General features: G+C 64.0%; 24 protein-coding genes. 9 read left to right on the top strand and 15 right to left on the bottom strand.

The window, feature by feature from the left end; all coding sequences use genetic code 11:
• The first annotated feature begins 73 nt into the window (after nt 1–73).
• From ACROUL_RS16105 to ACROUL_RS16090, 4 genes are all read left to right on the top strand, one after another.
• Nucleotides 74–337, top strand: coding sequence for a sarcosine oxidase subunit delta (locus tag ACROUL_RS16105; RefSeq protein ID WP_431300465.1), 264 nt, complete (start codon nt 74–76; stop codon nt 335–337).
• On the top strand, nt 334–3,243 hold the full coding sequence (locus tag ACROUL_RS16100) for a sarcosine oxidase subunit alpha family protein (protein ID WP_431300464.1): 2,910 nt from the start codon (nt 334–336) through the stop codon (nt 3,241–3,243). The genes ACROUL_RS16105 and ACROUL_RS16100 overlap by 4 nt, the downstream gene beginning before the upstream one ends.
• Complete coding sequence (locus tag ACROUL_RS16095) at nt 3,236–3,784, top strand: sarcosine oxidase subunit gamma (protein ID WP_431300463.1); 549 nt, start codon at nt 3,236–3,238, stop codon at nt 3,782–3,784. Before ACROUL_RS16100 ends, ACROUL_RS16095 begins: the two co-directional genes overlap by 8 nt.
• Nucleotides 3,785–3,877: 93 nt before the next feature.
• Nucleotides 3,878–5,065, top strand: a complete 1,188-nt coding sequence (locus ACROUL_RS16090) for a DegT/DnrJ/EryC1/StrS family aminotransferase (RefSeq protein WP_431300462.1) — start codon at nt 3,878–3,880, stop codon at nt 5,063–5,065.
• A gap of 78 nt (nt 5,066–5,143) precedes the next feature.
• Here ACROUL_RS16090 and ACROUL_RS16085 read toward each other — a convergent pair whose 3' ends face one another.
• The 4 genes from ACROUL_RS16085 to phaC form a co-directional block, all read right to left on the bottom strand.
• Entirely contained in the window at nt 5,144–6,094 is a 951-nt protein-coding gene (locus tag ACROUL_RS16085; protein ID WP_431300461.1) for a LysR family transcriptional regulator, read from the bottom strand.
• A gap of 3 nt (nt 6,095–6,097) precedes the next feature.
• The gene (gene phaR / locus ACROUL_RS16080; RefSeq protein WP_431300460.1) at nt 6,098–6,658 is read right to left on the bottom strand and encodes a polyhydroxyalkanoate synthesis repressor PhaR; all 561 of its coding nucleotides are present in this window, start codon (nt 6,656–6,658) and stop codon (nt 6,098–6,100) included.
• 142 nt (nt 6,659–6,800) lie between these two features.
• A complete protein-coding gene (locus tag ACROUL_RS16075) occupies nt 6,801–7,250 on the bottom strand; it encodes a phasin family protein (RefSeq protein WP_305569225.1) in 450 nt (149 codons plus the stop codon).
• A gap of 147 nt (nt 7,251–7,397) precedes the next feature.
• Nucleotides 7,398–9,218 carry a class I poly(R)-hydroxyalkanoic acid synthase gene (phaC, locus tag ACROUL_RS16070; RefSeq protein WP_431300459.1) on the bottom strand — a complete coding sequence of 607 codons (1,821 nt, stop codon included), beginning with the start codon at nt 9,216–9,218 and terminating at the stop codon, nt 7,398–7,400.
• Between the two features lie 100 nt (nt 9,219–9,318).
• Between phaC and phaZ the strand changes: the two genes are divergently transcribed.
• Complete coding sequence (phaZ, locus tag ACROUL_RS16065; RefSeq protein WP_431300458.1) at nt 9,319–10,596, top strand: polyhydroxyalkanoate depolymerase; 1,278 nt, start codon at nt 9,319–9,321, stop codon at nt 10,594–10,596.
• On the opposite strand, the gene ACROUL_RS16060 is transcribed toward phaZ, so the two are convergent.
• Nucleotides 10,585–11,316: an alpha/beta fold hydrolase gene (locus tag ACROUL_RS16060; protein ID WP_431300457.1), complete on the bottom strand. Its 732-nt coding sequence runs from the start codon at nt 11,314–11,316 to the stop codon at nt 10,585–10,587. The genes phaZ and ACROUL_RS16060 overlap by 12 nt on opposite strands.
• Nucleotides 11,317–11,331: 15 nt before the next feature.
• Nucleotides 11,332–12,087: an alpha/beta hydrolase gene (locus tag ACROUL_RS16055; protein WP_431300456.1), complete on the bottom strand. Its 756-nt coding sequence runs from the start codon at nt 12,085–12,087 to the stop codon at nt 11,332–11,334.
• 165 nt (nt 12,088–12,252) lie between these two features.
• On the opposite strand from ACROUL_RS16055, the gene thrS reads away from it, so the two are divergent.
• Nucleotides 12,253–14,199: a threonine--tRNA ligase gene (gene thrS / locus ACROUL_RS16050; RefSeq protein ID WP_431300455.1), complete on the top strand. Its 1,947-nt coding sequence runs from the start codon at nt 12,253–12,255 to the stop codon at nt 14,197–14,199.
• Nucleotides 14,200–14,433: 234 nt separating this feature from the next.
• Nucleotides 14,434–14,640 (top strand): cold-shock protein, encoded by a 207-nt coding sequence (locus ACROUL_RS16045; protein ID WP_008030044.1) that lies wholly within the window; start codon nt 14,434–14,436, stop codon nt 14,638–14,640.
• On the opposite strand, the gene ACROUL_RS16040 is transcribed toward ACROUL_RS16045, so the two are convergent.
• Both ACROUL_RS16040 and ACROUL_RS16035 read right to left on the bottom strand, forming a co-directional pair.
• Complete coding sequence (locus ACROUL_RS16040; protein WP_431300454.1) at nt 14,637–14,963, bottom strand: arsenate reductase family protein; 327 nt, start codon at nt 14,961–14,963, stop codon at nt 14,637–14,639. The two genes, ACROUL_RS16045 and ACROUL_RS16040, sit on opposite strands and share 4 nt — an antisense overlap.
• A gap of 116 nt (nt 14,964–15,079) precedes the next feature.
• Nucleotides 15,080–15,475: a DUF2177 family protein gene (locus ACROUL_RS16035; RefSeq protein WP_431300453.1), complete on the bottom strand. Its 396-nt coding sequence runs from the start codon at nt 15,473–15,475 to the stop codon at nt 15,080–15,082.
• A 138-nt stretch (nt 15,476–15,613) separates the two neighbouring features.
• On the opposite strand from ACROUL_RS16035, the gene ACROUL_RS16030 reads away from it, so the two are divergent.
• Nucleotides 15,614–16,624, top strand: a complete 1,011-nt coding sequence (locus ACROUL_RS16030; RefSeq protein WP_431300452.1) for a peptidoglycan-binding protein — start codon at nt 15,614–15,616, stop codon at nt 16,622–16,624.
• Nucleotides 16,625–16,710: 86 nt separating this feature from the next.
• Here ACROUL_RS16030 and ACROUL_RS16025 read toward each other — a convergent pair whose 3' ends face one another.
• The 3 genes from ACROUL_RS16025 to thyX form a co-directional block, all read right to left on the bottom strand.
• Nucleotides 16,711–17,619, bottom strand: a complete 909-nt coding sequence (locus ACROUL_RS16025) for a hypothetical protein (RefSeq protein WP_431300451.1) — start codon at nt 17,617–17,619, stop codon at nt 16,711–16,713.
• A 408-nt stretch (nt 17,620–18,027) separates the two neighbouring features.
• Nucleotides 18,028–18,657, bottom strand: coding sequence for a hypothetical protein (locus ACROUL_RS16020; RefSeq protein WP_431300450.1), 630 nt, complete (start codon nt 18,655–18,657; stop codon nt 18,028–18,030).
• Entirely contained in the window at nt 18,654–19,559 is a 906-nt protein-coding gene (gene thyX / locus ACROUL_RS16015; RefSeq protein WP_431300449.1) for an FAD-dependent thymidylate synthase, read from the bottom strand. The genes ACROUL_RS16020 and thyX overlap by 4 nt, the downstream gene beginning before the upstream one ends.
• Before the next feature lie 92 nt (nt 19,560–19,651).
• Between thyX and ACROUL_RS16010 the strand changes: the two genes are divergently transcribed.
• Complete coding sequence (locus tag ACROUL_RS16010) at nt 19,652–20,080, top strand: VOC family protein (protein WP_431300448.1); 429 nt, start codon at nt 19,652–19,654, stop codon at nt 20,078–20,080.
• Nucleotides 20,081–20,216: 136 nt separating this feature from the next.
• Here the strand turns inward: ACROUL_RS16010 and ribD are convergent, their stop codons facing one another.
• The 4 genes from ribD to rpoD all read right to left on the bottom strand — a co-directional run bounded on the left by ribD (nt 20,217) and on the right by rpoD (nt 24,661).
• Nucleotides 20,217–21,284 (bottom strand): bifunctional diaminohydroxyphosphoribosylaminopyrimidine deaminase/5-amino-6-(5-phosphoribosylamino)uracil reductase RibD, encoded by a 1,068-nt coding sequence (ribD, locus tag ACROUL_RS16005; protein WP_431301326.1) that lies wholly within the window; start codon nt 21,282–21,284, stop codon nt 20,217–20,219.
• Between the two features lie 14 nt (nt 21,285–21,298).
• Complete coding sequence (gene nrdR, locus ACROUL_RS16000) at nt 21,299–21,766, bottom strand: transcriptional regulator NrdR (protein ID WP_295016621.1); 468 nt, start codon at nt 21,764–21,766, stop codon at nt 21,299–21,301.
• 315 nt (nt 21,767–22,081) lie between these two features.
• On the bottom strand, nt 22,082–22,474 hold the full coding sequence (locus tag ACROUL_RS15995) for a hypothetical protein (protein ID WP_431300447.1): 393 nt from the start codon (nt 22,472–22,474) through the stop codon (nt 22,082–22,084).
• 192 nt (nt 22,475–22,666) lie between these two features.
• The gene (gene rpoD, locus ACROUL_RS15990; RefSeq protein ID WP_431300446.1) at nt 22,667–24,661 is read right to left on the bottom strand and encodes an RNA polymerase sigma factor RpoD; all 1,995 of its coding nucleotides are present in this window, start codon (nt 24,659–24,661) and stop codon (nt 22,667–22,669) included.
• Nucleotides 24,662–24,684: the final 23 nt, after the last annotated feature.

The raw sequence follows: 24,684 nt of genomic DNA, 5'->3' as shown, positions 1-24,684 counted from the left end.
CGCTGCGCCTAGCGGACCGTGCGGAAGCCTCCGGCGGGGATATTTTCGGACAGATGAAATCGGGGGCTGTGATATGCGGCTGACATGCCCTTTGTGCGGGTCGCGCGACCGGCGGGAATTCCATTATTATGGGGCGGAGGATTATCTGCACCGGCCTGCGGCAGAAGATGCGCCTGACGCGTGGGACAATTACCTTCACCTGCGGGACAACCCTGCGGGCGTGGTGCGAGACCTTTGGTATCACGAGCTTGGCTGCGCGCAGTGGCTGATCGTCACGCGCAACACGGTGACACATGAGATTTCCGGCGTGGCACTGGTGGCGGAGAGCGCGAAATGAGGATCGACGGCAAAGGCCTGATCGACCGGACGAAGCCGGTGCGTTTTCGTTTCGATGGCAAGGACTACGCCGGCTACAAGGGCGACACACTGGCCTCGGCACTGCTGGCCAATGATGTCCGGCTGGTTGGGCGGTCGTTCAAGTATCACCGTCCGCGCGGCGCTCTGACCGCTGGGTCGGAAGAGCCGAACGCAATGGTCGAGATCATCGGTGCGAAGAACCAGACGCCAAATGTGCGGGCGACGGTGCAGGAGGTTTTCGAAGGGCTGGTGGCGCAAAGCCAGAACCGCTTTGGGTCGTTGAAGTATGACCTGATGGCGGTGAACGACTACCTTTCTCCGTTCCTGAGCGCGGGGTTCTACTACAAGACCTTCATGTGGCCGCGCGCGTTCTGGGAGGGCTTGTACGAGCCTATCATCCGTCGCGCGGCGGGGCTTGGCAGCCTGTCGGGCAAGCATGACGAGGGGGTCTATGAAAAGGCCTTCGCGTTCTGCGACGTGCTGGTGATCGGGGCGGGCCCGGCGGGCCTGATGGCCGCGCTGACCGCCGGGCGGTCAGGCGCCGACGTCATTCTGGCCGAGGAAAGCCACCATCTGGGCGGGCGACTGCTGTCGGATGGCGGTGTGATCGGCGGGATGGCGGCGGCGGACTGGGTTGCGCAGGTGGTGGCGGAACTGACCGCGCTGCCCAATGTGAGGATCATGCTGCGCACCGCCGTTACCGGGGCCTACGACAACGGCACCTACGGCGCGCTGGAGCGGGTGGGTCTGCACAAGGCCGCGCGCCCGAGCCTGCCGCGCGAATGTTTCTGGCGGATCGTCGCGGGGCATGCCGTGCTCGCCTCGGGCGCGCTGGAGCGGCATGTGGCGTTTCAGGACAATGACCGTCCGGGGATCATGCTGGCCTCGGCGGTGCGGACCTACCTTAACCGCTATGGCGTCAGCCCCGGCAAGCGGGTGACGGTGTTCGCCAACACCGATGCCGCGCGGGGTGTAGCGCGCGATCTCATGGCGGCAGGGGTGACGGTGGCTGCGATCATTGACCCGCGGCCCGATGCGTCTTCGGTCGAGGATTGCCCGGTGCATCTGGGGGCCGAGGTTATTGGCACGCGCGGGCGCCTCGGGCTGACCGGCATCACGGCGCGCAAGGGCAGCGAGACGTTCGAGATCGAGACGGATTGCCTTGCGGTTTCGGGTGGCTGGAACCCGACGATCCACCTGACTTGCCACATGAACGGCCGCCCGCGCTGGAACGAGGAGCTTGCCGCCTTCGTGCCGATGGAGGGAGCGGTGCCGGGTCTGGTGGCAGTTGGCGCGGCGAATGGGTCGATGTCCACCCACGGGGCGCTGGCCAGCGGCCATGCGGCAGCGGTGCGCGCGGCCGAGGCCCTTGGGCGGCGCGTTTCGGTCGATCTGCCGCAAGCCGAGGATGCGCCCTATGTCATCAAGGCCTTGTGGCAGGTGCCGGGCAAGGGTCGGGCGTGGCTCGACTTTGCCAATGACGTGACGACAAAGGATGTGAAGCTATCTGCGCAGGAAGGCTTCCGCTCGGTTGAGCACATGAAGCGCTACACGACGCAAGGCATGGCGCCCGATCAGGGCAAGAACTCCAACGTCGCGGCGCTGGCGGTGTTGGCCGATGCGACCGGTCGTGGGATTGCCGAGACGGGCGTGACGACGTTCCGTCCGCCCTACACGCCAGTGTCGATTGCTGCGATGGGGGCCGGGGGCCGGGGGGCCGGCTTTGCGCCGCAACGCTTCCTGACCAGCGATCAAGCCAGCCGCGACCGCGGCGCGCCGATGATCGAGGCCGGGCTGTGGTATCGGCCTTCTTATTTTCCGAAACCGGGCGAGGCGACTTGGCGCGAGGCCTGTGACCGTGAGGTCAACATGGTTCGTGAAGCGGTGGGGGTTGCCGACGTCTCTACCCTTGGCAAGATCGACATTCAGGGGAAGGACGCGGGGCGCTTCCTTGATTTCGTCTACACCAACACTTTCTCGACCCTGCCGGTCGGGCGGGTGCGCTATGGCCTGATGCTGCGCGAGGACGGGATGGTGCTGGATGACGGCACCAGCGCACGGCTGGGCGATCAGCATTATCTGATGACAACCACGACTGCGGCGGCGGGTCTGGTAATGCGGCACCTCGATTTCGTGCATCAAGCCTTCTGTGCCGACTGGCAGGTGCGTTTCATTTCCGTGACCGAGGCTTGGGCGCAGTTCGCCGTGGCTGGGCCAAAGGCGCGGGCGCTGGTGAACTCGTTCCTGGAAACGCCTGTGGACCTGCCCTTTATGGGCGTGGCGCCGGTGCGGATCGGCGGCGTTGATGCGCGGCTTTTCCGCATCTCGTTCAGCGGCGAGGAAGGCTACGAGATCGCCGTGCCGACGCGTTATGGCGAGGCGCTGTTCCGCGATCTGGTCGCGCGCGCCGAAACGATGGGCGGTGGCCCCTACGGGATGGAGGCGTTGAACGTCCTGCGGATCGAGAAAGGCTTTATCACCCATGCCGAAATTCATGGTCGGGTGACGGCGCATGACATCGGTCTGGAAAAGATGGTTTCAGCGAAGAAGGATTGCATCGGCAAGGCAGCCGCCAAGCGCCCCGGCCTTTGGGGACCAGAGCGCGAGCAACTGGTCGGCCTGAAGGCCAGCGACGCGATCAGCGCCGGTGCGCATCTGTTCGTGCCGGGTGCCGAAGTTCACCGCGAGACGGATCAGGGCTATGTCACCTCGGTTGGCTGGTCGCCGACGATGGGGGCATGGCTGGGCCTTGCGTTCCTGAAGGACGGGCGGGCACGGATCGGCGAAAAAGTACGGCTTGTTGACCATCTGCGCGGGCTCGACGTGATCTGCGAGGTCTGCAATCCAGTTGTCCACGACCCTGAGGGGGAGAAGCTGCGTGCCTGAGCTTATCGCGAAATCGGCCCTTGAAGGGCATGGGGCGCTGACCTTGGGTGGCGCGACGCTGGCTGAGGTGGACGTGGGGCCGGTCACCTCGGTGGCGATATTGCCGGGAGGCGAAAAGGCGGTGGCGAAGGCGTTGAAACCGCTTGGTCTTGCGATGCCCGTACCGAACAGTTTTGCCGTAAAAGGCGCGGCCCGCATCATCTGGACCGGGCGCGATCAGGCCTTCCTCACTGGTGTGCTGCCGCCGATGATGGAGGGGGCCGCGGTGACGGATCAATCTGACGGCTGGGCCGTGCTGTCGATCAGCGGCCCCGCTGCGGTTGACGCACTGATGCGGTTGGTGCCGATGGACCTGCGGGCTAACGCCTTTCCGGTCGGGCGGGCGGTTCGCGCGCCGTTGAACCACATGAACGCGGTGCTGCTGCGGACCGAGGAATACACCTTCGAACTTTGGGTATTCCGGTCGATGGCGCGGACCGCGTGGCATGAGATCGAAGCGGCGATGCAGGCGCTTGCCGCGCGGGCAGCGCTCAAAGCCTAGGCGGAACCACTCCCGAAGAACAAATTGTCACTGGCGTGTCACGGCATGGCTGTTTACACCTTTTCTGAATGCTAGATTTAGAAAAGGTGCAGCATGGCCCCCGACGGACAGGCGATCGCCCCGAATGTTCACGATGCCGAGCCGATCCCGCCAGCGGCGCGGGCTGAGATAGACCGGCTGCTGAGCAGCGGCGATCTCTTTCGCTACACGGCCCCTTCCGACGCGCCGGTTGCGCTTTTGGAGGCAGAGTTCGCGGCGCTGATGGGCGTGCGGTATGCTCTGGCGGTGTCGTCCTGCTCGGCGGCGCTTTTTCTGGCGTTGAAGGCGCTGGATTTGCCCAAGGGTGCAAAGGTGCTGATCCCCGCTTTCACCTTTGCCGCCGTGCCGTCGGCGGTGGTGCATGCTGACTGTGAACCGGTGCTGGTCGAGGTGGGGGATAATTACCGCGTCGACATGGCAGACTTTGCGGCCAAGCTTGCGGGGGCGGCGGCTGTGCTGATCAGCCATATGCGGGGGCACACGTCGGACATGGATGCGATCATGGCGCTGTGTGATGCTGCCGGGGTGCCGGTGGTCGAGGACGCGGCGCATTCGTTGGGCACGGTGTGGGGTGGGCGCAAGATCGGGACGCTGGGCAAAGCGGGGTGTTTCTCGTTCCAGTCCTACAAGCTTGTCAATGCGGGCGAGGGCGGTATTCTGATCACCGATGATCCCGAGGTTGCGGCGCGGGCGATCATCATGTCGGGGGCGTATGAGACGAACTGGAAGAAGCATCCCGGCTTGGCCAATTCCTGCGCGCACTGGCAGAACAAGCTGCCGCTCTATAACCTTCGGATGCAGAACCTTTCGGCCGCGGTGATCAGGCCGCAGTTGCCGTTGGTGGCCGAGCGGGTGGCGAAGGGGCGGTCGAACCATGACCATGTGGCCGCGCGGCTGAACGGGTCGGTGCATCTGGAGGTGCCGTCGCCGTTGGGGCCGGAGGAGCGTGCACCGGACTCGATCCAGTTCAATCTGGTGGGGGGCTGGAGCGACGCGGAGGCCTTGGGGTTTCAGGCGGCGGCGAAGGCGCGGGGCGTGACGGTGCAGGTCTTTGGCTTGAGCGAGGGCAATGCGCGGGCGTTCTGGAACTGGCAGTTTCTGGGAGAGCTGCCGGACCTGCCGCAGACCCGGGCGATGCTGATGCGGGCTTGCGATGTGAGGCTGCCGGTGCGGTTGACCGAGGCGGAGCTGGATTTCATCGCGGCCGCCTTGCTGGATGCGGTGGCCGAGGCGCGGGGCTAGGCGGTGTCCCACGGTGGGACATTTTTTGGCGCCATGATTTAAAAGGATAAATTCGGCCCGTTAACGAATTGGTAACGCCTACAGGACCCGCAGGGCGGGGGCGAGCCAGGGCCAGGTGGCGAGAGCGGGTTGGACCACCTCGCTGTCGATCAGGGCTTTCAGGTGGTCAGCGATCCTGAGCGGCATGTCGCGCAGCACACCGGCGCGGGTGGAGAGCGACAGGGTGCGTTCGAGGGGTGCAAAGGGCAGGGGATGCACCTCGACCTGCGCGCGGAAGGCGCGGGCCTGATGCAGCGCGAGGGGGGTGAGGATCGTCCAGCCTTCGCCGCCCGCGACCATCGCGAGGATCGCGGGATAGCTGTCGAGTTCGAACCGGTGCGCGGGCCGCTGGCCAAGACGCGAGAGGTGGGCGGCGATCTGGCGACCCATCAGATGACGCGCGGTATACTGGATCAGCGGCAGGTCTTCCGGGCGACGGCCCGGCGGGGTGACGGCGACGAAAGGGTCCGACAACAAGGGATGCACCTCGCGCCAGTCGGCATCGTTGGCCAGTTCGGCGCCGAAATCGGCCGCCACGACGATGTCGAGCGCGCGGGTGTCAAGCTGGTCAAGCAGGCGGTGGCTGGCGCCGGTTTCCAGAAGGAAGCGGCAGCCGCGCAGATCCTGGGCAAGGCGGGTCAATAGGCGGGGGGTCACGTCGCTGTCGAAATCCTCGATCATGCCGAGGCGCAGCGTGGTGAGCCCGGCAAGATCGGACATCGCAAGTTCGGCGCGGGCCTCGGCGGCGGCGTTGACGATGACTTGGGCGTGACGGCGGAAGATGGAGCCAGCGGTGGTCATCCGGTTCGGGCGGGCAGAGCGGTCAAGAAGCTGGGTGCCGAGGGCCGCTTCAAGGCTGGACAGTTGCTGGCTGATGGCAGAGGGGCTGACACCAAGGCGACGGGCGGCGGCGGAGATTGCGCCTTCGTCGGCGGCGGCCAGAAAGACCTCGATCCCCCAGAGTGTGACGCGGCCTTCGGCTTCGGCCATCGGTCAGAGCTTGGAAAGTTTTTTCTGAAGCTCGGCCAGTTGGCGCTTGATGTCGGCCAGATCGTCGCCGGACGCGGCGGGCGTTTCTGTGGCGTCGCGGGCGGGGCCGGAGCCGCCCCAGCCGGGCATTCCGGTCATCACGGTCTTCAGGAAGGCTTCCTGCTGTTTGCGGATCGCCTCGAACCCCGGCACGGCGGCCATCGGGTTTGGCAGGGTGGTCAGGTTCTGCATCATCTTGGTCTGGCTTTCGCGCAGCATTTCGAAAGACGAGGCAAGAAATTGCGGCACGATCGACTGCACGCCGGAGGTGTAGCTGCGCACAAGGTCGGTCAGCACATCGACGGGCAGCACGCTTTCGCCCTTGGATTCATGTTCGGCGACGATTTGCAGAAGATACTGGCGGGTCAGGTCATCGCCGGATTTCAGATCGACGATCTGCACCTCTCGGCCCTGACGGATGAAGCCGGCGATGTCTTCCAGCGTCACGTAATCGGAGGTTTCGGTATTGTAGAGGCGGCGGCTGGCATAACGCTTGATCAGCAGCGGCTTTTCGGTATCGGCCATCTGTCGCCCCCTGTTATCGCGCCCGTTTATGCGCTTGCAGAGAAGCTTATGGCAGCGCCGCAGAAAAAGAAAGGGCGGGCTCGGGGTTGCCCCCGGCCCGCCCTTCCAACAGCGTGATACTCGTTACACCTTGGAAAGGGTGTTACTTGGCGGCAGCGGCTGCCTTTTTGGCGACCGAGGTCACTTCAGCGGTGGCTTTTTTGACGGCGGCGGTCGCGTCTTCCGACATGTCCTTGCCAGCAGCCAGCATCAGTTCGACGGTTTCCATCTGAACTTTTTTCGCAACTTCAGCGAAAGCGGCCATGTTTTCAGCAGCCATTTCGGCAGCGGCAGAAGCGAAGTCGGTGGCCGACTTGGTGTAGTCGGTCGGTTCGGATTTGGCCTTGGAGACGTCCGAAAGCTTGGCGATCGAGTCCTTGGCCCACTTCGAGGTGATCTCGGTGGACTTTTCAGCGGCCTCGAGGGCGACTTTCGAGAACTTCTCGGCAAAGGCTGCCTGGGTCTTGAATGCGTTCTGGAACGCCGAAGCGTCAACCGGGAACGAAGCCATCATGTCTTGCATGGTCTTGGCGAAATCGGGGGTCTTGGTCATGTCATCTGCTCCGTTTGCTGACGGGCACCCGCCCGCTTTTCGATGACAGAGATATACATGCTGCACCGCAGCAATTCAAGTGTTTTCTGCAATGCAGCAAGCGCGGCGGGCGAGTCACCCGTAACCCTGCGGAAAGCGGCTGAAATGTCAGTCGGCAGGAGTGGCAGTGACATAGGTGCCGGGCGCGTGGCTGAGCGAATCGGTGGGTTGCCGCGCCTTTACCAGCGGGCCGGACCGCGCAGCGAGCCAGTCTTTCCAGCGCGGCCACCAGCTTCCCTTGTGGAAAGTTGCGGCCTTCAGCCAATCTTCCGGCGGGCCTTCGACGGGGGCGTCGTTGGAGTAGTGGCCGTACTTGTTCTTCGACGGCGGGTTGATGATGCCGGCGATGTGGCCAGACTCGGACAGGATGAAGGTCTTGTCGTCGGACCCCATCTGGCGGACCGAATTGAAGCTGCCACGCCAGTGGGCGATGTGGTCGGTTTCGCAGGCGATGGCACAGAGCGGCAGTTTGATATCGTGGAGCGAGACGGGCTTGCCGAAGACCTTGAACTGGCCCTTGGCAAAACCGTCGTCCTGGCAGAGGCCGCGCAGGTAATCGACCGCCATGCGGGCGGGCAGGTTGGTGCCGTCGCCGTTCCAGTAAAGCAGGTCGAAGGCGGGCGGGGCTTCGCCCATCATGTAGGATTTGATCGCGGGGGCGTAGATCAGGTCGTTGGAGCGCAGGAAGGAAAACGTGCGCGCCATGAAAAGCTTGGACAGGATGCCGTCGGTTTCGGTCTGGCGTTCGATGCCATCGACGAAATCGTTGTTCAGGAACACGCCGACTTCGCCGGGATCGGAGAAATCGGCCAGCGTGGTGAAGAAGGTGGCGGCGTTGACGGATGCATCCCCGGCGTTGTGCAGGTGCGCGAGGGTGAGGCCAAGGGTGGTGCCGCCGATGCAGTAGCCGACGGCGTTGATCTTGGGCTCGCCGGTGATGCGGCGGACCTCGGCCATCGCGCGCAAGAAGCCGTCGCGGATGTAGTCGTCAAGCGAGGTGCCGGCGTAGGTGTGGTCGGGGTTGACCCAGGAGACGACGAAGAGGGTGAAGCCTTGGTCGACGATCCATTTGATCAGCGAATTCTGGGGCTTGAGGTCCATTATGTAGAACTTGTTGATCCACGGCGGGAAGATCAGGAGGGGGATCTTGTGGACCTTGTCGGTGGTCGGGGTGTACTGGATCAGCTCCAGCATCCGGTTGCGGTAGACGACTTCGCCGGGGGTGGTGGCGAGGTTCTCGCCGACCTTGAAGGCTTCGCGGTCGGCTAGGGTGACGACAAGCTCGCCGTGGTTGCCTTCGACGTCGCGGACGAGGTTTTCGAGGCCTTGGACAAGGCTCATCCCGTCGGTGGCCACGGCCTTTTCCAGCGCGTCGGGGTTGGTGGCGAGGAAGTTCGTGGGGGCCATCATGTCGACGATCTGGCGGGTGAAGTATTCCACGCGGCGGCGGTCGTTGTCGGGCAGGGCCTCCATGTCGTCGACGGCGGTGGTGATCGCTTCGGAGTTCAGGAGGTATTGCTGCTTCAGGAAATTGAAGAAGGGGTGGGTGTCCCAGAGCGGGTTTGCGAAGCGGCGGTCTTTCGGGCCGGGGTCGGGCGGGGCCTTGAATTCGCCCTTGGCGAGGGTCTGCTGCGCCTCGACGTAGTGCTTCAGCGTCTTGCCCCAGTAGTTGACCTGATGTTCCACCACGCGGGCCGGGTTCTGCATCATTTCGGCGATGTAGGCGGTGGCGGCCTTCATGTAGACGTCGGGGGCGGGGCCGGCGAGCGCGGGGTCGGCCTGCTTGCGGTGGGTGAGGGCTGCGGTCAGGCGTTTGGACAGCTCTTCGATGCGCGCGAGATTTTCCTGCAACCGCAGGGCGCGTGCTTCGGACATTTCGGCATCGGCGGCTTCGGTTGGGGAACCGGGGGTGCGGTCTTCTGTTGTCATGCTAACATTTCCACCCTATTCTCGCCGCTGTGCAGCATTGCGTCACCTTATCCGTGAGCGTGCCACGCGACGGGAAGCCCGCGCCGGGCAAGGAGACGTCATGAAGTATATGTTCACCTACGACCTTATGGAAAGTGCGCGCAACACGAATGAGTGGTTGGGCGCGACCGCAAGGGCGATGGCGTCATATCCGGCGTTTGCGATGTCGATGAACCCGATGCTGCCGATGATGGCCGCGTGGGGCGAGGTGACGGAACGCACCTTCAGCCGGATGATCGCCAAGCCCGACTGGGGCATCCGGTCGATTGTCGGGCCGGATGGGCAGGACCATCTGGTGGACGTGAACCAAGTGGTGGAAAAACCGTTCGGCAACCTGATCCAGTTCTTCGTGCGCCGCCGTCCGCCAATGGCGCGCAAGGTGCTGCTGGTGGCGCCGATGTCGGGGCATTACGCGACGCTGCTGCGGTCTACCGTGGCGAGCCTGCTGCCCGATGCCGACGTGTTCGTGACCGACTGGCACAACGCGCGCGACATTCCGGTGAGCGCGGGCAAGTTCGACGTCGAGGATTATACGCTCTATCTGGCCGAGTTCATGAAATTCATGGGGCCGGAGACGCATGTGATCGCGGTTTGCCAGCCGGTGCCGCTGACCTTGGCAGCGACGGCCTATCTGGCAGGGCAAGACCCTGACGCACAGCCGCGCAGCATGACGCTGATCGGCGGGCCGGTCGACCCCGACGCTGCTGCGACCGAGGTGACGGATTTCGGCCGCCGGATCACGATGGGGCAGTTGGAGCATCTGGCGATCCAGCGTGTCGGGTTCCAGCACAAGGGCGCGGGGCGGCTGGTCTATCCGGGGCTGCTGCAACTGCAAAGTTTCATCACCATGAACGCCGAGCGGCATGGCAAGGCGTTTTCCGAGCAGATCTTCCGGGTGTCGCGCGGCGAAAGCAGCGACCATGATGCGCACAACCGGTTCTACGACGAATACCTTGCCGTGATGGACATGACGGCGGAGTTCTATCTTTCCACAGTCGAGCGCATCTTCAAGAACCGCGAGATTGCGACCAACAGCTTTGTTGTTGCAGGCAAGACCGTCGACATGGGTGCCATCACCAAGGTTGCGGTGATGACAGTCGAGGGGGCCAACGACGACATTTCCGCGCCGGGGCAATGCGTGGCCGCGCTGAACCTGCTGACCGGGCTGCCCGATGCCAAGAAGGCCCAGCATCTGGAGCCGGGCGCGGGCCATTACGGGATTTTCGCGGGCAAAAGCTGGCGGTTGAACATTCGCCCGCTGGTGCTGAACTTCATCGACGCAAATTCAGGTGGCGCGTCGGGCAAGAAGGCGAAGATCGCCCTCGCCTCATCGCAGTAACAGGGGTTCGGGCCGCAGCATAAGCGGCCCGGCGAAGAATTCTGTCAGCGCTTCGGACACGGCCTCGGGCTGTTCCAGTTGCGGCAGGTGGCCGGCATCCGGCACTATGTGCAGGCGTGCGGTCGGGACGAGGCCCGCCAGAAATTCGGCACGACGCAAGGGCACGATGGTGTCGGCTGCCCCGGCGATGACCAAGGCCGGCACCTTTAGCTTGCGCAGGGTCTTTTGCTGGTCGGGGCGCCGTTGCAGCGCGCGGGACTGGCGTTGGAACTGGTCGGGGCCAAGCCCTGCGGCCATGTCCTGCACCAAGGCCAGCACATCATCGCACCATTCGGTCTCGGCAAGCGCGGTCATCGGGATTTCGTGGCGCATGGCATCGGCCAGCTTGCCGGATTTGGCGGCGATGATCTGCACCTCGCGAGCGGCGGCGGCCTGGGGCGGTTCGGGCAGGGGATCGGTGGCAATGAGGGCGAGGCGGGTGACAGCCTCGGGCTTGCGGCGCAGAATCTCTATCGCGACAAGGCCGCCAAGCCCGTGGCCAAGCAGGCCGAACTGCGGTGGCAGCAGCGGCAGAACCGCCTGCGTGATCTGTTCGACCGAATCGCCGTGCGTGGGCAGCAGGACAATGACCATCCGGTTTGTGCCCAGATGCACAAGCTGCGGCAGGAAAGCCCGCGCGTCGGCCATGAAGCCCGGCAGGACGACCAGCGGGTCTTTCATCAGCGGGGCGGGGCCTTAGCTGGCATCGGGGCTTCCCTTCAGGATGTCTTCGACGGCTGCGGTGATCATCGCAAGACACGGCCCGGTTGAAAAGCGGTGATCGGCATCCTTGACGAGGGTCAGGCGAATATCTGGGCCACGGGCGTGGTCGAACAGCGCAAGGGCGCGGTGCGGCGGCACGTCGACATCGGCGCTGCCTTGTAGAAGGCGCGTCGGGAAGGGCAGGAAAAGCGGGGATTGCAGCACGAGGTTCTGGCGGCCATCTTCGATCAGGCGGCGGGTGATGACGTAGGGATCGTCGGAATAGGCCGAAGGGTTGGCGATGGCACCTTCGTTCAGAAGCTGGGTGCGCTGGGCGGGCGTCGCCTCGGCCCACATGGTTTCGGTGAAATCCGGGGCGGCGGCGATGCCGACGAGGCCCGCGAGCTTTTCCGGGATCTGGCGGGCGAGGAGGAGGGCGATCCAGCCGCCCATCGACGAGCCGACAAGGATTTGCGGGCCTTCGGTGAGGGCTTCGATCACGGTGCGGGCGTCCTCGGCCCAGTCGCTGATCGCGCCGTCGGCAAACTGCCCGTGCGAACGGCCGTGACCGGAATAGTCGAAGCGCAGGAAGGCGCGGCCCTGCGCCTCAGCCCAGACTTGTAGGTGGACAGCCTTGGTGCCGGTCATGTCGGACCGAAAGCCGCCGAGGAACACGACGCCGGGTTCCTTGCCGGGGGTGCGGACATAGGCGATGTGGCGGCCTTGCGGGGTGGTGAGGTAGGTGGTCATGGGGTTGGTATAGCAGGGGTGCTGCGCGCGGGGCAGGGCGCGTGCCGGCTGCGCGCAAAGAACCGCCAAGTGGTTGACATCAAGCGGTGCGCGGGGCAACAAGGCGCCCGACATAACCCGCAACCGGGCGTTTCGTAGGCGCCAAAACGACGAGGAGGACACGCGATGTCCAACATCTCTCTGACATTTCCCGACGGCAACAAGCGCGAGTATGCTGCAGGTGTGACGCCTGCCGAGGTGGCGGCGTCGATTGCGCCGGGGCTGGCGAAAAAGGCGATTTCCGCAAGCGTCAACGGGGCGCACTGGGATCTGGCCTGGCCGATTGCGGCGGATGCGACGATTGCGATTCACACGCTGGCCGATGACGCGCAGGCGCTGGAGCTGATCCGGCACGACTGCGCGCATATCATGGCGCGGGCGGTGCAGGAAATCTGGCCGGATGTGAAGGTGACGATCGGGCCGGTGCGCGATTACGGCTGGTTCTATGACTTTGACCGCGAAGAGCCGTTCACGCCGGAGGACCTTGGCCAGATCGAGGCGCGGATGAAGCAGATCATCAACGCCCGCGAGCCGGTCAAGACCGAGGTGTGGGACCGCGCGCGGGCGGTGGAGTATTACCGTGGGCGGCACGAGCCGTTCAAGCTGGAGTTGATCGACCGGATTCCGGAAGATCAGGACCTGCGGATGTATTGGCACGGGAACTGGCAGGACCTGTGCCGGGGGCCGCATTTGCAGCACACCGGGCAGGTGCCGGCGGATGCGTTCAAGTTGACGCATGTGGCGGGGGCTTACTGGCTGGGCGATGCCAGCCGCCCGATGTTGCAGCGCATCTACGGTGTGGCGTTCAAGAACCGCGACGACCTGAAGGCGCATCTGACGATGCTGGAGGAGGCCGCGAAGCGCGACCACCGCAAGCTGGGGCGCGAGATGGAGCTGTTCCATCTGCAGGAAGAAGCGCCGGGGATGGTGTTCTGGCACCCGAACGGCTGGACGATCTACCGCCAGCTTGAAGATTACATGCGCGGTCGGCTGCGGACGGTGGGCTACAAGGAGATCAGGACGCCGCAGGTGGTGGACCGGGTGCTTTGGGAAAAGTCGGGCCACTGGGAAGCCTACCGCGAGAACATGTTTCTGGTGGAGGTCGACGAGGAAGGCGCCAAGGAAAAGCGCATCAACGCGCTGAAGCCGATGAACTGCCCGTGCCATGTGCAGGTGTATAATCAGGGGCTGAAATCCTACCGCGACCTGCCTTTGCGGCTGGCGGAGTTCGGGTCGTGCCACCGCTACGAATCGTCAGGATCGATGCACGGACTGATGCGGGTGCGCGGCTTCACGCAGGACGACGCGCATATCTTCTGCACCGAACAGCAGATCGAGAGCGAATGCGCCGATTTCATCACTCTGCTGGCGTCGGTCTACAAAGACCTTGGCTTTGACAGTTTCGAGATCAAGCTGTCGACGCGGCCAGCGGTGCGGATCGGCAAGGACGAAACGTGGGATATCGTCGAAGGCGCGCTGGAAAACGCGATCCGGAAAACCGGCAACGCCTATGAGATCGACCCCGGCGAAGGTGCGTTCTACGGGCCGAAGCTGGATTTCAAGCTGACCGACGCAATCGGGCGAAAGTGGCAGTGCGGCACCTTCCAGGTCGACGCGCAACTGCCGGACCGGCTGGGGGCGGAGTATGTTGGCGAGGACGGGGCCAAGCACATGCCCTACATGCTGCACCGTGCGATCCTTGGGTCGTTCGAGCGGTTCATCGGCATCCTGTTGGAAAACTACGGTGGCAAGCTGCCGTTCTGGCTGGCGCCGCGGCAGGTGGTCGTGGCATCCATCGTGTCGGATGCGGACCCATTCGTGCTTGAGGTGGTGGCCGCGTTGAAGAAGGCCGGCGTGCGTGCCGAGGCCGACGTTCGCAACGAAAAGATCAACTACAAGGTGCGCGAACATTCGGTCGGCAAGGTGCCGGTGATCCTGGCCATCGGCATGAAAGAGGTGGAGGACCGCACGGTTTCCGTCCGCCGCTTGGGTGAAAACCGCACCGAGGTGCTGGGCCTTGATGCAGCGCTGGCCGAGTTCGGGCTGGCCGCGCTACCGCCGGGCGGGCACTAGGCCGCTGTCGCTTTTGCGGGCGGATGCAGGCTGTGGCGCGGGGGGCTTAGAAGCCTCCTGCGCGCTTCGCTTGGGCGGTGCCTGCCTTGCAGCTTGATTTTCGGAGAATCCTTGGCATCATTTGCCACAGTGACGACAGAATTCCTGACCGCCTCTCGGATTGAAGGCCCTGGAAGACCTGATTGCACGGCCCGTGGCAATCACGCCGCGGGGGGTTCTGAGAGGAGAAGCGGCATGCCGACCGGCACCGTGAAGTGGTTCAACTCGACCAAGGGTTATGGTTTCATCGCGCCTGATGACGGCGGCAAGGACGTGTTTGTGCATATCTCGGCGGTGGAACGCGCCGGGTTGAAGGGGCTGAACGACAATCAGAAGATCGGGTTCGAGTTGCAGTCGGGCCGGGATGGCAAGCAATCGGCGGGTGATCTGCGCCTGCTTTAAGCCGTCAGGGCGGCTTCGGTCGCGGCGTCCCAGCCGAGGTGCCAGGTGGTGCCGTTCTGGATGATCGGCCGTTTCAGGACGGTCGGCTGGGCTGCAATTTGCGCCTCGATGTCGGAGGCTTTCAGGAAATCGTTGAAGGCCCGGTAGGTGGTGGACTGCTTGTTCACAGCCCTGTCACCGAATTCGTGGGTGATGGCCTCGATCTCGGCCGTGGTGAGGGGTTGGGCGCGGACGTCGCGGAAGGTGACCTCTTTTCCGGCGGCTTGCAGCGCCTTGAGGGCCTTTTTGCAGGTGTCGCAGGTGGGGATGCCGTAGAGGATCATGGTGCGGGCTCCGGAAGGGGTGTCCCACGGTGGGACATGCGCGGCGTTATGGAAAATCAATGGGTTGCGGGTTTCCGTAAACCCCTTGGTAACACGTCGCACCGTCGGCGGGAAGGCTAGCCGGTGATCGCGCGGGTGACGGCGATGCCGGCCCAGGCGGAAAATGCGGTCAGGACCGTGCCCCAGGCCGTGTCGGTGAGGACCATCGACAGATCCCAGTCCTTCATGATCGCGTAGCTGGTGAATTCGTAGGTGCCGTAGGCCATTGCGCCGATGATGGCGGCGGGCAGCAGGATCGGCGCGCCGGTTTTCAGGGCAGGCAGGCTGACCAGATAGACGAGGCCTGCGACGTAGGCGAGGTAGAAAGCCGCGGCGGGGCCAAAGCGGATGGGGTCTGCCAGAAGCGGGCCGATGTGGCGGGAGAACAGGGGTTTCATCACGAAGGTCAGCATGATCGCATCGAGGATCAGGAAGACGGCGGCGGTGGAGAGGTAGAGGGTCAGGGTCTGCATGGTGGCTCCTTTTCGCAAAGGTAGGCTGAAACACCATGTGGACCAGTGTGCTGTTCGCTTGCAACCAACCGGCCCCCTTGTGCGTTGATGTGCGACCACGGCCGATCCGGCCCGACCCGAACTGAAAAGGATGCCGCCATGCGCAGTTTCACCCTGCCTCTGGCCCTTGCCGCCAGCCTTGGCCTGACCATGCCCGTCGCCGCGCAAGGCGATTTCGAGGACGTGATCGGGGGAATCGCCCAGACGCTGATCCAGCAGGAACTGGACCGCAACGCCTATATCGCGGCGCAGGAGGCCAATACGGCCCGCGCTTACCGCGATTATCTGGCGAAGTTTCCCAAGGGCCAGTACCGCGTGAATGCCGAGCGCGCGCTGGAGCGGCTGGGGTCGCCGGTCGAGGGATCGCCGGCGGCGGCGGCGCAGATCGAGGCGCGGCTGGGGATCAGTTTCGCGCAAAAGGTCGCGGTGCAGCGGGAACTGACACGGCTGGGCTACCGGACCTATGGCACCGACGGCGTCTGGGGGCGAAACACGCGGAGCGCGATTGCCGGGTGGCAGCGCGACCGCAACGAGGCGGCCACTGGCTATGTGACCGAGGCCCAGTTGCGGGTGCTGCTGAAGGGCGCGGTGGTGACGCCGCCGGCGGATGATGGCACCACGGCCGGCACTATTTCGGCGGCGCAGACCGAGGCGGCCTTGCGGCTGACGCGGACGCAGCGGGTGACGATCCAACGGCAGTTGAGCGACCTTGGCTATGACGCCGGGGTGGCGGACGGGCTTTGGGGCAGCCGGACGCGGACGGCGATCAAGGGCTGGCAGCAGGCGAACCGGCGGGCGGCTACGGGGTACATGACGAGCGCGCAGGTGCGGCTGATTGCGCAACAGGCGGGGAGTGCGGCACCGCCGGCGGAAGAAGAGGTGAATGGCGCGGCGCTGGAAGAGCGGCTTATGGGCCTGACGCTGGACGAGCGGGTGGATGTGCAGCGGCGACTGCGGCGGCTGGGCTATGACCCGTTGCGGACCGACGGGACGTTCGGCGCCGGGACGCGGCGGGCCATAGGAGAGTGGCAGGCGGATGAGGGCGTTGCGGTGACCGGGTATCTGACGGCGGATCAGGTGCGGCTGATCCGGGTGGAAACGGGGGGGTGAGGCGGCCGCCCGCGTTGACATTCACCGCGTGGCAACTGTTGGGCCAAGGCCGGCCTTGCGAGGGGCGGCAGGGTGGCGTTCCGGCGTCATCCCGCCTTGGGAAGCTTCATGACCGGGATGATATCCGGGGTCGACGCATGCAGGTCTTTGGGGCCGGTATACCAGGTGGTCAGCAGGCTGACGCGAGGGGCGTTGCCGAGGGCGGCTTTGGCCGGTCTTTCAAAGCCGTGCCAGCCCGGCCTTACCTTTCTCTTGCTGCCGGAAAAGAAGATCCCCGAGTTCGGCAGGAACGGCGCGCGCCGAACCTCGCGGTGGGCGGCGCGAAACGGGCGCTGCCACTTGGGCGCATAATCATAGAGCACCGTCCCGAGACCATCGAGGCTGACGTCTTCCGGTAGGTAGATCAGCATGGTGGCCACACGCGGATGAACGTCAAAGTGGGGTGGCATGTGATAGGATTCCGTCTCGAAGCGCAGGGCTGTGCTGACGAAAACGGGTTGGTCGTTCACCTGGGCCTCTGAGCAATCGAAGACCGGAGCGAGGTCCGGAGCGAGGGCCGCAAAGACGGCGGACTTCACCTCGGTTGACATGGTCGCCGCGCCCACGGCCCACCACAGGGCCTGCTGGTGGCTGGCGATCCGCTGCACTCCGATTTCGGGAAGTTCGAGCAGGTCGCGGGTGGAGACGCCTTTGTCGTCATGAAAATGCTCGAGGCTCATGGGACGGAACGCCGCGCGGTCGGGGATATTGGACAGGATGGTCTGATAGACGTCTTGCGGGAACAGGTCTGTCAGCATGGCATGTTTGCACGGGGTGTCATCAACAGGGGTTCTGGCAATGGCCTGAACCATGTGATCGATGATTTTCGAACACAGCGCGAAATCTTTTTCCATGACTGGTACCTTGGACTGGCTAGAACCGAACGTTGACCGGATGGCTTGCTGGCTGCGAATGACGATTTTGCCAAAATATGCAGGCGCAGCAAGTGGTTTCATGCTGATCTGCAGGGGTGAGGCGGCGGTCTGCCGGGAGCGCTTACTTGGAGCAAGGCGCTGCAGGCGGATGAGGGTGTCGAGGTGACGGGGTATATGACGGCGGATCAGGTGCGGCTGATCCGGGTGGAGACGGGGGGTGAGCGGCGGCCCCGCGCTTTGGCGCGGGGCGAAAACAGTCCAGTGGACTGTTTTCAGCCGCGAACGCCCGAGCACGCTTGCGAGGGCTTGGGGGTGTAGGGCGCTTCTTAACTTTGCTGCTTACTCCTCACGGTTTTAAAGCTGACCGCGACCGACACGCGGGGGCGCTTGGGGTGCGGACACTCCCGCGCCCGCCCCCGGGGCGGCGGGTCGAGCGCGGTCAGATTTGCTTCAGGCGAATCTTACTAGTTTGAATACGACAGGCCTCTCTTACGCCATCCAGCCTTCATGGAGCAACTTAGTCGAGATATCTATGCCCAGCCACTCGATTTCTCTAAGCCAAATTGCAAGCGCCGCTTCGCAAGTCGGCCTGAAATCAGCAATAAATTCTCCGTCTTCTGTAACTATCTGAGCAGAAAGTAGAACTTGAACTTCGCCTTGTGTTTCCATCATCCCACTGATTGGGTTGAAAAAAATTGACACTACCGAATTTTCTCCACTCGCGGTCAAAGTTACAACCCGAGATACACTTCGAAGCATCGGGGTGAAGCCGCTTCTAGGGGGCCTATTTAAGGAGCCATGTTTGTCGACATTCCATAAGTCGTGGATCAAAGCCACTTCTCTGTGTGAATCTATTATGCCATCCCCAATTTTTGGAATTTTAGAACGCTTGCAAAATATATCTACATGATCCTTTAGTGAAGCAATTGCTGTAAGGATCAGGGAAATCTCGTTATATAGCTCTTCCGGTTCTGCGCCCTCATTTGGGTTAAAGAGCATTCCTTCGGTTCTTAGGTTAGGACCGCTAAAGAACTGAACAGCCGGCAGAGTATTTGATGTCGTTTGCGCCAGTGCAGAAACGGCTTGCTTTGCTCGTTTAATCAACGGATCGCCACTCATCCCAAAATCCCCTCGAACTCCCGCCATTCCCCCTTCGACATACCGGAAGTCTCCTGCGTCACCGTCTCGCCCGCCAGACGCCGTTTCAACACCGCCAGAGCCTTCGCGCTCAGCGTCACGCCGCCCATCCGGTAATCCTCGAACGCGGCATAGGCCAAAGGCACCCAGTCCTTGACGCAGGCCGCAATCGCCTCGGCATAGACCCTAATCTCATATTGGGCGTGGGCGTCGGCGCGCAGGCGCAGGAAGTGGAAGAGGTTGTGCAGGTCGACCTTCCAGTACCACTGGGTGTAGATGTTGGCGGGCAGGTTCATCCGGGCAAGTTCGCGCGCGAGGCCCTGCTGGCCGTCCTGGGAGAGCATCGCCTCGTAATGGTCGTAGGCGCGGTTGGCGTCGGATTTGAGGAGGTCGAGGACGCGGGCGGCTTCCTCGCCTTGCAGCACCTCGCCCCGGCCCTGATTGTTGACGGTGGACTGGGCGGCAAGCTGTTCGGGGGCGGGGATGTAGAACTCGCGGTCGAGGATCGAGTAACGGGCGGAGTATTCGTTGACGTTGGCGGTGCGGTGGCGGATCCACTGGCGGGCGACGAAGACGGGAAGCTTGACGTGGAGTTTCACCTCGCACATCTCGAACGGGGTGGAGTGCCAGTGGCGCATCAGGTAGCGGATCAGGCCTTCGTCGTTCTGGACGTGCTTGGTGCCGGCGCCGTAGGAGACGCGGGCGGCCTGCACGATGGCGGCATCGTCGCCCATGTAGTCGATGACGCGGATGAAGCCGTGGTCAAGCACGGGGTGGGCGCGGTAGAGATGGGCCTCCATCCCTTCGGAGACGGCGCGGAGGGTGGGGCGCGGGGTGCTGCGCTGGGCTTCGATCTCGGCGAGTTGGTCGGGGGTCAGGGGCATCGGCGCGGCCTTTCGGATGAGTCGCCCGCGACTATATCTTGCGGGCGGCTGCGGGGATACCGCAAGATGAACGGATCATGAGGAGAGGCGAGATGGCGATACGGTATTTGCACACGATGGTGCGGGTGAAGGATCTGGAGAGGTCGCTGGCGTTCTACCGGCTTTTGGGGCTGGAGGAGACGCGGCGGTACGAGAACGAGGGCGGGCGGTTCACGCTGGTGTTCATGGCGCCGCCCGGACAGCCGGAATGCCCGGTGGAGTTGACGTATAACTGGGATGGCGACGAGGGGCTGCCGTCGGACGGGCGGCACTTTGGCCATCTGGCCTATGAGGTGGATGATATCTACGCCACCTGCGCGCATTTGCAGGCGAACGGGGTGGTGATCAACCGCCCGCCGCGGGATGGGCGGATGGCGTTTGTGCGTTCGCCCGACAACATCTCGATCGAGTTGTTGCAGATGGGGGCAGCGCAGGCGGTGAAGGAACCTTGGGCGTCGATGCCGAGCGTCGGGCACTGGTGAGGCGGCGGAGCGGGGGGTTTCACACCCCCCAGTCCCGGCCCGGCCACAGGCCGGGCGTTCTTCGCGGAAACCCTCCACTGGAGGGATTCTGATCGCTCATCACCCCCCCGTGGGATATTTGGGGAAGAGGAAGCCGTTAGAGGGACCAGAGGCTGAAGGTGTCTGGGCCGAGGGTTTGGGTTTCCCGCAAGGTGAGGCGGGGGGCTTCGGCCAGGGCCTGGAGGCCGAGGGCGGCGAGGGTTGGGGTGCCGTCGGCGCCGATCAGCGCGCCGGCGGTGAAGAGGGCGAGGTCGTCGACGAGATTTGCGCGGATCAGGGCGGCGGCGAGGGTGCTGCCGCCTTCGCTTAGGATGCGGGTTAGGCCCTTTTGCGCCAGCGTCTGAAGGGCGGCTGGGAGGTCGAGGTGGCCTTCGGTTTCCGGGGTTTCGATCAGGGTGGTGCCGGTTGCGGACCAGGCTTTGCGGGCTGGTTCGGGGGCGCCTGGGCCGTGGAGGATCCAGACGGGGTGGTCGTGCGCGGTCCGGCCCAGGCGGCTTTCGGGGCTGTGTGTGAGCGTCCGGTCGAGGACGATGCGGACGGGTTGGCGAGTGGCGCCCATGTCGCGGACGGTGAGGTCGGGGTCGTCGGTTCGTGCGGTGCCGGAGCCGACCATGACGGCGTCGTGGCTGAGGCGGAGGGCGTGAACCTTGCGCCGCGAGAGGGGGCCGGTGATCCAGCGGCTTTCGCCTGAAGCTGTGGCGGTGCGGCCGTCAAGGGTGGCCGCGAGTTTCAGGGTGACGAAGGGCAGGCCACGGGTCACGCGTTTCAGGAAGCCTGCGTTGAGGCGGGTGGCGTCATGGGTGAGGATGCCTTCGGTGACGGCGATGCCTGCGGCGCGGAGGAGGGCGTGGCCCTTGCCTGCGACGCGGGGGTCGGGATCGGTGAGGGCGGTGACGACGCGGGCGGGCCTTGCGGCGATCAGGGCTTCGGCGCAGGGCGGGGTCTGGCCGTGGTGGGCGCAGGGTTCGAGCGTGACGTAGACGGTGGCGCCTTGCGCGCGGGGGCCGGCCTGTTCCAGGGCGCGTACCTCGGCGTGGGGGCGGCCGCCGGGTTGGGTCCAGCCGCGACCGACGACGATGCCATCCCGGACGATGACACAGCCGACGGCGGGGTTGGGCCATGTGTTGCCAAGGCCCCGCGCCGCGAGGCGCAGGGCGTGGGCCATGTGATCAGCGTCGCTCACTCTTCGCCGGCAGCGCCGGGCCGGAGTTCGCTGACGAAGCCGTCGAAATCGTCGGCGGTCTGGAAGTTCTTGTAAACGCTGGCGAACCGTACGTAAGCGACGGTGTCGATCCGGGCGAGGGATTCCATCACGATCTCGCCGATGACCTTTGACGAGATGTCGGTGTCACCAAGGCTTTCGAGGCGGCGCACGATGCCGGAGATCATCTGGTCGATCCGCTCGGGGTCGATCGGGCGTTTCTGCATCGCGATGCGGATCGAGCGTTCCAGCTTTGTGCGGTCGAAATCCTCGCGCTTGCCTGAGGATTTGATCACGACGAGGTCGCGCAACTGCACGCGTTCGTAGGTGGTGAAGCGGCCACCGCAGGCCGGGCAAAAGCGCCGGCGACGGATGGCGACGTGGTCTTCGGCGGGGCGCGAGTCCTTCACCTGAGTGTCGATATTGCCGCAGAATGGGCAGCGCATCGGCCCCCTCCTTGCTTGTTGGTGTGTGTCCTGCCTCAAGGCCGGGTGTTTTCCCCCGGTTCTTGGCGCTGACTATAGGAGAAGGCGGAGGATATGGGGAAGCAGTATATGCAGGCTACTGCATCTAGGGGCCGGGGTGTGGCGGCTGGGACTCAGGCGCCAAGGCTGTGAGCCGGAAAAGCGGTGGGCGCGGCTGGCGCGAAACCGGCGCGGGCTGCATTTGGCGCTGGGTCAGGGGGCGTTGGCGGCCCGGCCGGGAGTAGCGGTTGGTGGGATGCCCGGCGCCGCCAAAGGCCAGCGCCGGGGAGGTTAAGGCTAGCGGTCGAGGCGCATCATGCGCATGGAATCGCAGATGGTATCGCCATGATTTGCGCTTACCGACGCGCCGCCACCGAAGCTGGCGAGACCGGTGTTGCTGGTGGCCCCGTCGGAGGACAACGAGAAGACGATGCTTTTACCCGAAGGGCGCGGCGGTTCGGAAATACGCCAGATCTTCGTGTTGCGCGCCAGACGCAGCCCGTGGATCACGAAATCACCGGCGGCGCACCAAGCGTCGGAGGCGCTGAGGCCGCCGCGCGGCAGAACCTCAAAGCGGCTCTTGTCGAGTTGGCGGACGGTGAAGCCGTTCTGGGCCTCGTACGCGGCGGCGGGGGAGGCTGCGAGGCCGACGGCGATGAACACGGGAAAAAGGCGACTGAGGATGGTCATGGCTGGGGTCCGGGGTTGAAATCCAGGGATCAACCGCCCTGGCGGATGGGTTTACCCCATCACAGTTGGCCCCAAGAGACAACTGCCTCGTGTGTCACAGTACTGTGCGCTTGGCTTTGCGGCGTCGGCGTTGCGATGGCGGTGGGCGATCAGATCGGGGTTCGACCTGATCGCCAGAAACGCAACTTCGGGCTATTGGTCGAGGAAGCTCCGCAGCTTCCTTGACCGGCTTGGGTGTTTTAGTTTGCGCAGCGCCTTCGCCTCGATCTGGCGGATGCGTTCGCGGGTGACGGAGAACTGCTGGCCGACCTCTTCCAGCGTGTGGTCGGTGTTCATGCCGATGCCGAAGCGCATGCGCAGGACGCGTTCCTCACGCGGGGTGAGGGAGGCGAGGACGCGGGTGGTGGTTTCCTTCAGGTTTTCCTGAATCGCGCTGTCGAGCGGCAGGATCGCGTTCTTGTCTTCGATGAAGTCGCCAAGCTGGCTGTCTTCCTCGTCGCCGATCGGGGTTTCGAGGCTGATCGGTTCCTTGGCGATCTTCATCACCTTGCGGACCTTTTCGAGCGGCATCTGCAGCTTTTCGGCCAGTTCCTCGGGCGTGGGTTCGCGGCCGATTTCGTGCAGCATCTGGCGGCCGGTGCGGACCAGTTTGTTGATCGTCTCGATCATATGCACGGGAATACGGATCGTGCGGGCCTGGTCGGCAATGGAGCGGGTGATCGCCTGACGGATCCACCACGTCGCGTAGGTGGAGAACTTGTAGCCGCGACGGTATTCGAATTTATCCACGGCCTTCATCAGGCCGATGTTGCCTTCCTGAATGAGATCAAGGAATTGCAACCCGCGGTTGGTGTACTTCTTGGCGATGGAGATGACGAGGCGCAGGTTCGCCTCGACCATTTCCTTCTTGGCCTGACGGGCTTCTTTCTCGCCCTTCTGGACCTGGTTCACGATGCGGCGGAATTCCGAGATATCGACGCCGATGTATTGGCCGACCTGCGCCATCTCGGCGCGCAGTTCCTCGACCTTGTCCTTCGACTTTTCGATCAGCATCTGCCAGCCGCGCCCGCCCTTGACGGCCATGCGGTCCATCCAGGCGGGGTCAAGCTCGTAGCCCTGGTATTCGTCGATGAATTCGCGCCGGTTGATCCGGGCGGCATCGGCGAGTTTGACCATGTTGGAGTTGATGCCCATGATCTTGCGGTTGATGCCGTAAAGCTGGTCGATCAGCGCTTCGATACGGGAATTGTTGAGGTGCAGTTCGTTGACCAGAAGCACGATCTCGGACCGCAGTTTCTGGTAGGCGTCTTCCTCGGCCGAGGAGAAGTGCCGCGCGCTGGACATGGCGGCGTTCATCCGCAGGTCCTGCATTTCGGCAAGTTTGGCGTAATCGCGGGCGACAAGGTCAAGCGTTTCAAGGACGCGCGGCTTGAGGGCGGCCTCCATCGCGGCGAGCGACATGTTGGAGGCTTCGTCATCCTCGTCGTCGTCGCTTTCGGTCATGATCGGGTTGCCGTCGGCGTCAAGCTCCGGCTCTGCCGCGCCGTTGCGGCGTGGGGCGGCACCGGCGGCCACGTCGACTTCGTCGAGCGCCGGGCCGTCCATGTCTTCTTCGCCGTCAAGGCTGCGACCGAAGGTGGCCTCAAGGTCGATCACGTCGCGCAGCAGGATGTCTTCGTTCAGCAGTTCGTCGCGCCAGATGGTGATGGCCTGAAACGTCAGCGGGCTTTCGCAAAGCCCGAGGATCATGGTGTTGCGGCCGGCCTCGATCCGTTTGGCAATGGCAATCTCGCCCTCGCGGGACAGAAGTTCGACGCTGCCCATTTCGCGCAGATACATGCGCACCGGGTCGTCGGTGCGGTCGAGCGCTTCGGCGCTGGTCCCGGATACGGCAACTTCGCGGCTGGTCGAGATTTCCACCAGCTCGCCCACCGGGGTTTCGCTTTCCTCGGCTTCGTCATTTTCGATGATGTTGATGCCCATCTCGGACAGCATCGACATCACGTCCTCGATCTGTTCGGACGACACCTGTTCTGGAGGCAGAACGGTGTTCAACTGGTCGTAGGTTATGTAGCCCCGCTCCTTGGCGTCGGCGATCATGCGTTTGACGGCAGCCTGGCTCATGTCGAGCGAGACATCGGCCTCGTCGGCTTCGGGCTTGGCGTCGTCAGTGTCCTTGAGGGCCATGTGTGCTCCTGGGGGGCGAATCG

Origin of the sequence: Tabrizicola sp. BL-A-41-H6 (assembly GCF_050632395.1) — a bacterium.
In the GTDB taxonomy this organism is placed as follows: Bacteria; Pseudomonadota; Alphaproteobacteria; order Rhodobacterales; family Rhodobacteraceae; genus JAUYQR01.
The sequence above is the reverse complement of the archived record's forward strand: the minus strand, read 5'-3'. Positions and strand labels throughout refer to the sequence as shown.

Bases quoted from the DNA above. Each gene is read 5' to 3' on its own strand.
- ribD (WP_431301326.1), bottom strand. From the start codon at position 21,284: ATGGCCCACGCCCTGCGCCTCGCGGCGCGGGGCCTTGGCAACACATGG.
- nrdR (WP_295016621.1), bottom strand. From the start codon at position 21,766: ATGCGCTGCCCATTCTGCGGCAATATCGACACTCAGGTGAAGGACTCG.
- phaC (WP_431300459.1), bottom strand. From the start codon at position 9,218: ATGACAACAGAAGACCGCACCCCCGGTTCCCCAACCGAAGCCGCCGAT.
- phaZ (WP_431300458.1), top strand. From the start codon at position 9,319: ATGAAGTATATGTTCACCTACGACCTTATGGAAAGTGCGCGCAACACG.
- ACROUL_RS16020 (WP_431300450.1), bottom strand. From the start codon at position 18,657: ATGAGTGGCGATCCGTTGATTAAACGAGCAAAGCAAGCCGTTTCTGCA.
- ACROUL_RS16025 (WP_431300451.1), bottom strand. From the start codon at position 17,619: ATGAAACCACTTGCTGCGCCTGCATATTTTGGCAAAATCGTCATTCGC.
- ACROUL_RS16035 (WP_431300453.1), bottom strand. From the start codon at position 15,475: ATGCAGACCCTGACCCTCTACCTCTCCACCGCCGCCGTCTTCCTGATC.
- ACROUL_RS16085 (WP_431300461.1), bottom strand. From the start codon at position 6,094: ATGGCCGAAGCCGAAGGCCGCGTCACACTCTGGGGGATCGAGGTCTTT.
- ACROUL_RS16100 (WP_431300464.1), top strand. From the start codon at position 334: ATGAGGATCGACGGCAAAGGCCTGATCGACCGGACGAAGCCGGTGCGT.
- ACROUL_RS16075 (WP_305569225.1), bottom strand. From the start codon at position 7,250: ATGACCAAGACCCCCGATTTCGCCAAGACCATGCAAGACATGATGGCT.
- ACROUL_RS16105 (WP_431300465.1), top strand. From the start codon at position 74: ATGCGGCTGACATGCCCTTTGTGCGGGTCGCGCGACCGGCGGGAATTC.
- ACROUL_RS16090 (WP_431300462.1), top strand. From the start codon at position 3,878: ATGGCCCCCGACGGACAGGCGATCGCCCCGAATGTTCACGATGCCGAG.
- ACROUL_RS16045 (WP_008030044.1), top strand. From the start codon at position 14,434: ATGCCGACCGGCACCGTGAAGTGGTTCAACTCGACCAAGGGTTATGGT.
- thyX (WP_431300449.1), bottom strand. From the start codon at position 19,559: ATGCCCCTGACCCCCGACCAACTCGCCGAGATCGAAGCCCAGCGCAGC.
- ACROUL_RS15995 (WP_431300447.1), bottom strand. From the start codon at position 22,474: ATGACCATCCTCAGTCGCCTTTTTCCCGTGTTCATCGCCGTCGGCCTC.
- ACROUL_RS16010 (WP_431300448.1), top strand. From the start codon at position 19,652: ATGGCGATACGGTATTTGCACACGATGGTGCGGGTGAAGGATCTGGAG.
- ACROUL_RS16055 (WP_431300456.1), bottom strand. From the start codon at position 12,087: ATGACCACCTACCTCACCACCCCGCAAGGCCGCCACATCGCCTATGTC.
- ACROUL_RS16040 (WP_431300454.1), bottom strand. From the start codon at position 14,963: ATGATCCTCTACGGCATCCCCACCTGCGACACCTGCAAAAAGGCCCTC.
- phaR (WP_431300460.1), bottom strand. From the start codon at position 6,658: ATGGCCGATACCGAAAAGCCGCTGCTGATCAAGCGTTATGCCAGCCGC.
- thrS (WP_431300455.1), top strand. From the start codon at position 12,253: ATGTCCAACATCTCTCTGACATTTCCCGACGGCAACAAGCGCGAGTAT.
- rpoD (WP_431300446.1), bottom strand. From the start codon at position 24,661: ATGGCCCTCAAGGACACTGACGACGCCAAGCCCGAAGCCGACGAGGCC.
- ACROUL_RS16030 (WP_431300452.1), top strand. From the start codon at position 15,614: ATGCGCAGTTTCACCCTGCCTCTGGCCCTTGCCGCCAGCCTTGGCCTG.
- ACROUL_RS16060 (WP_431300457.1), bottom strand. From the start codon at position 11,316: ATGAAAGACCCGCTGGTCGTCCTGCCGGGCTTCATGGCCGACGCGCGG.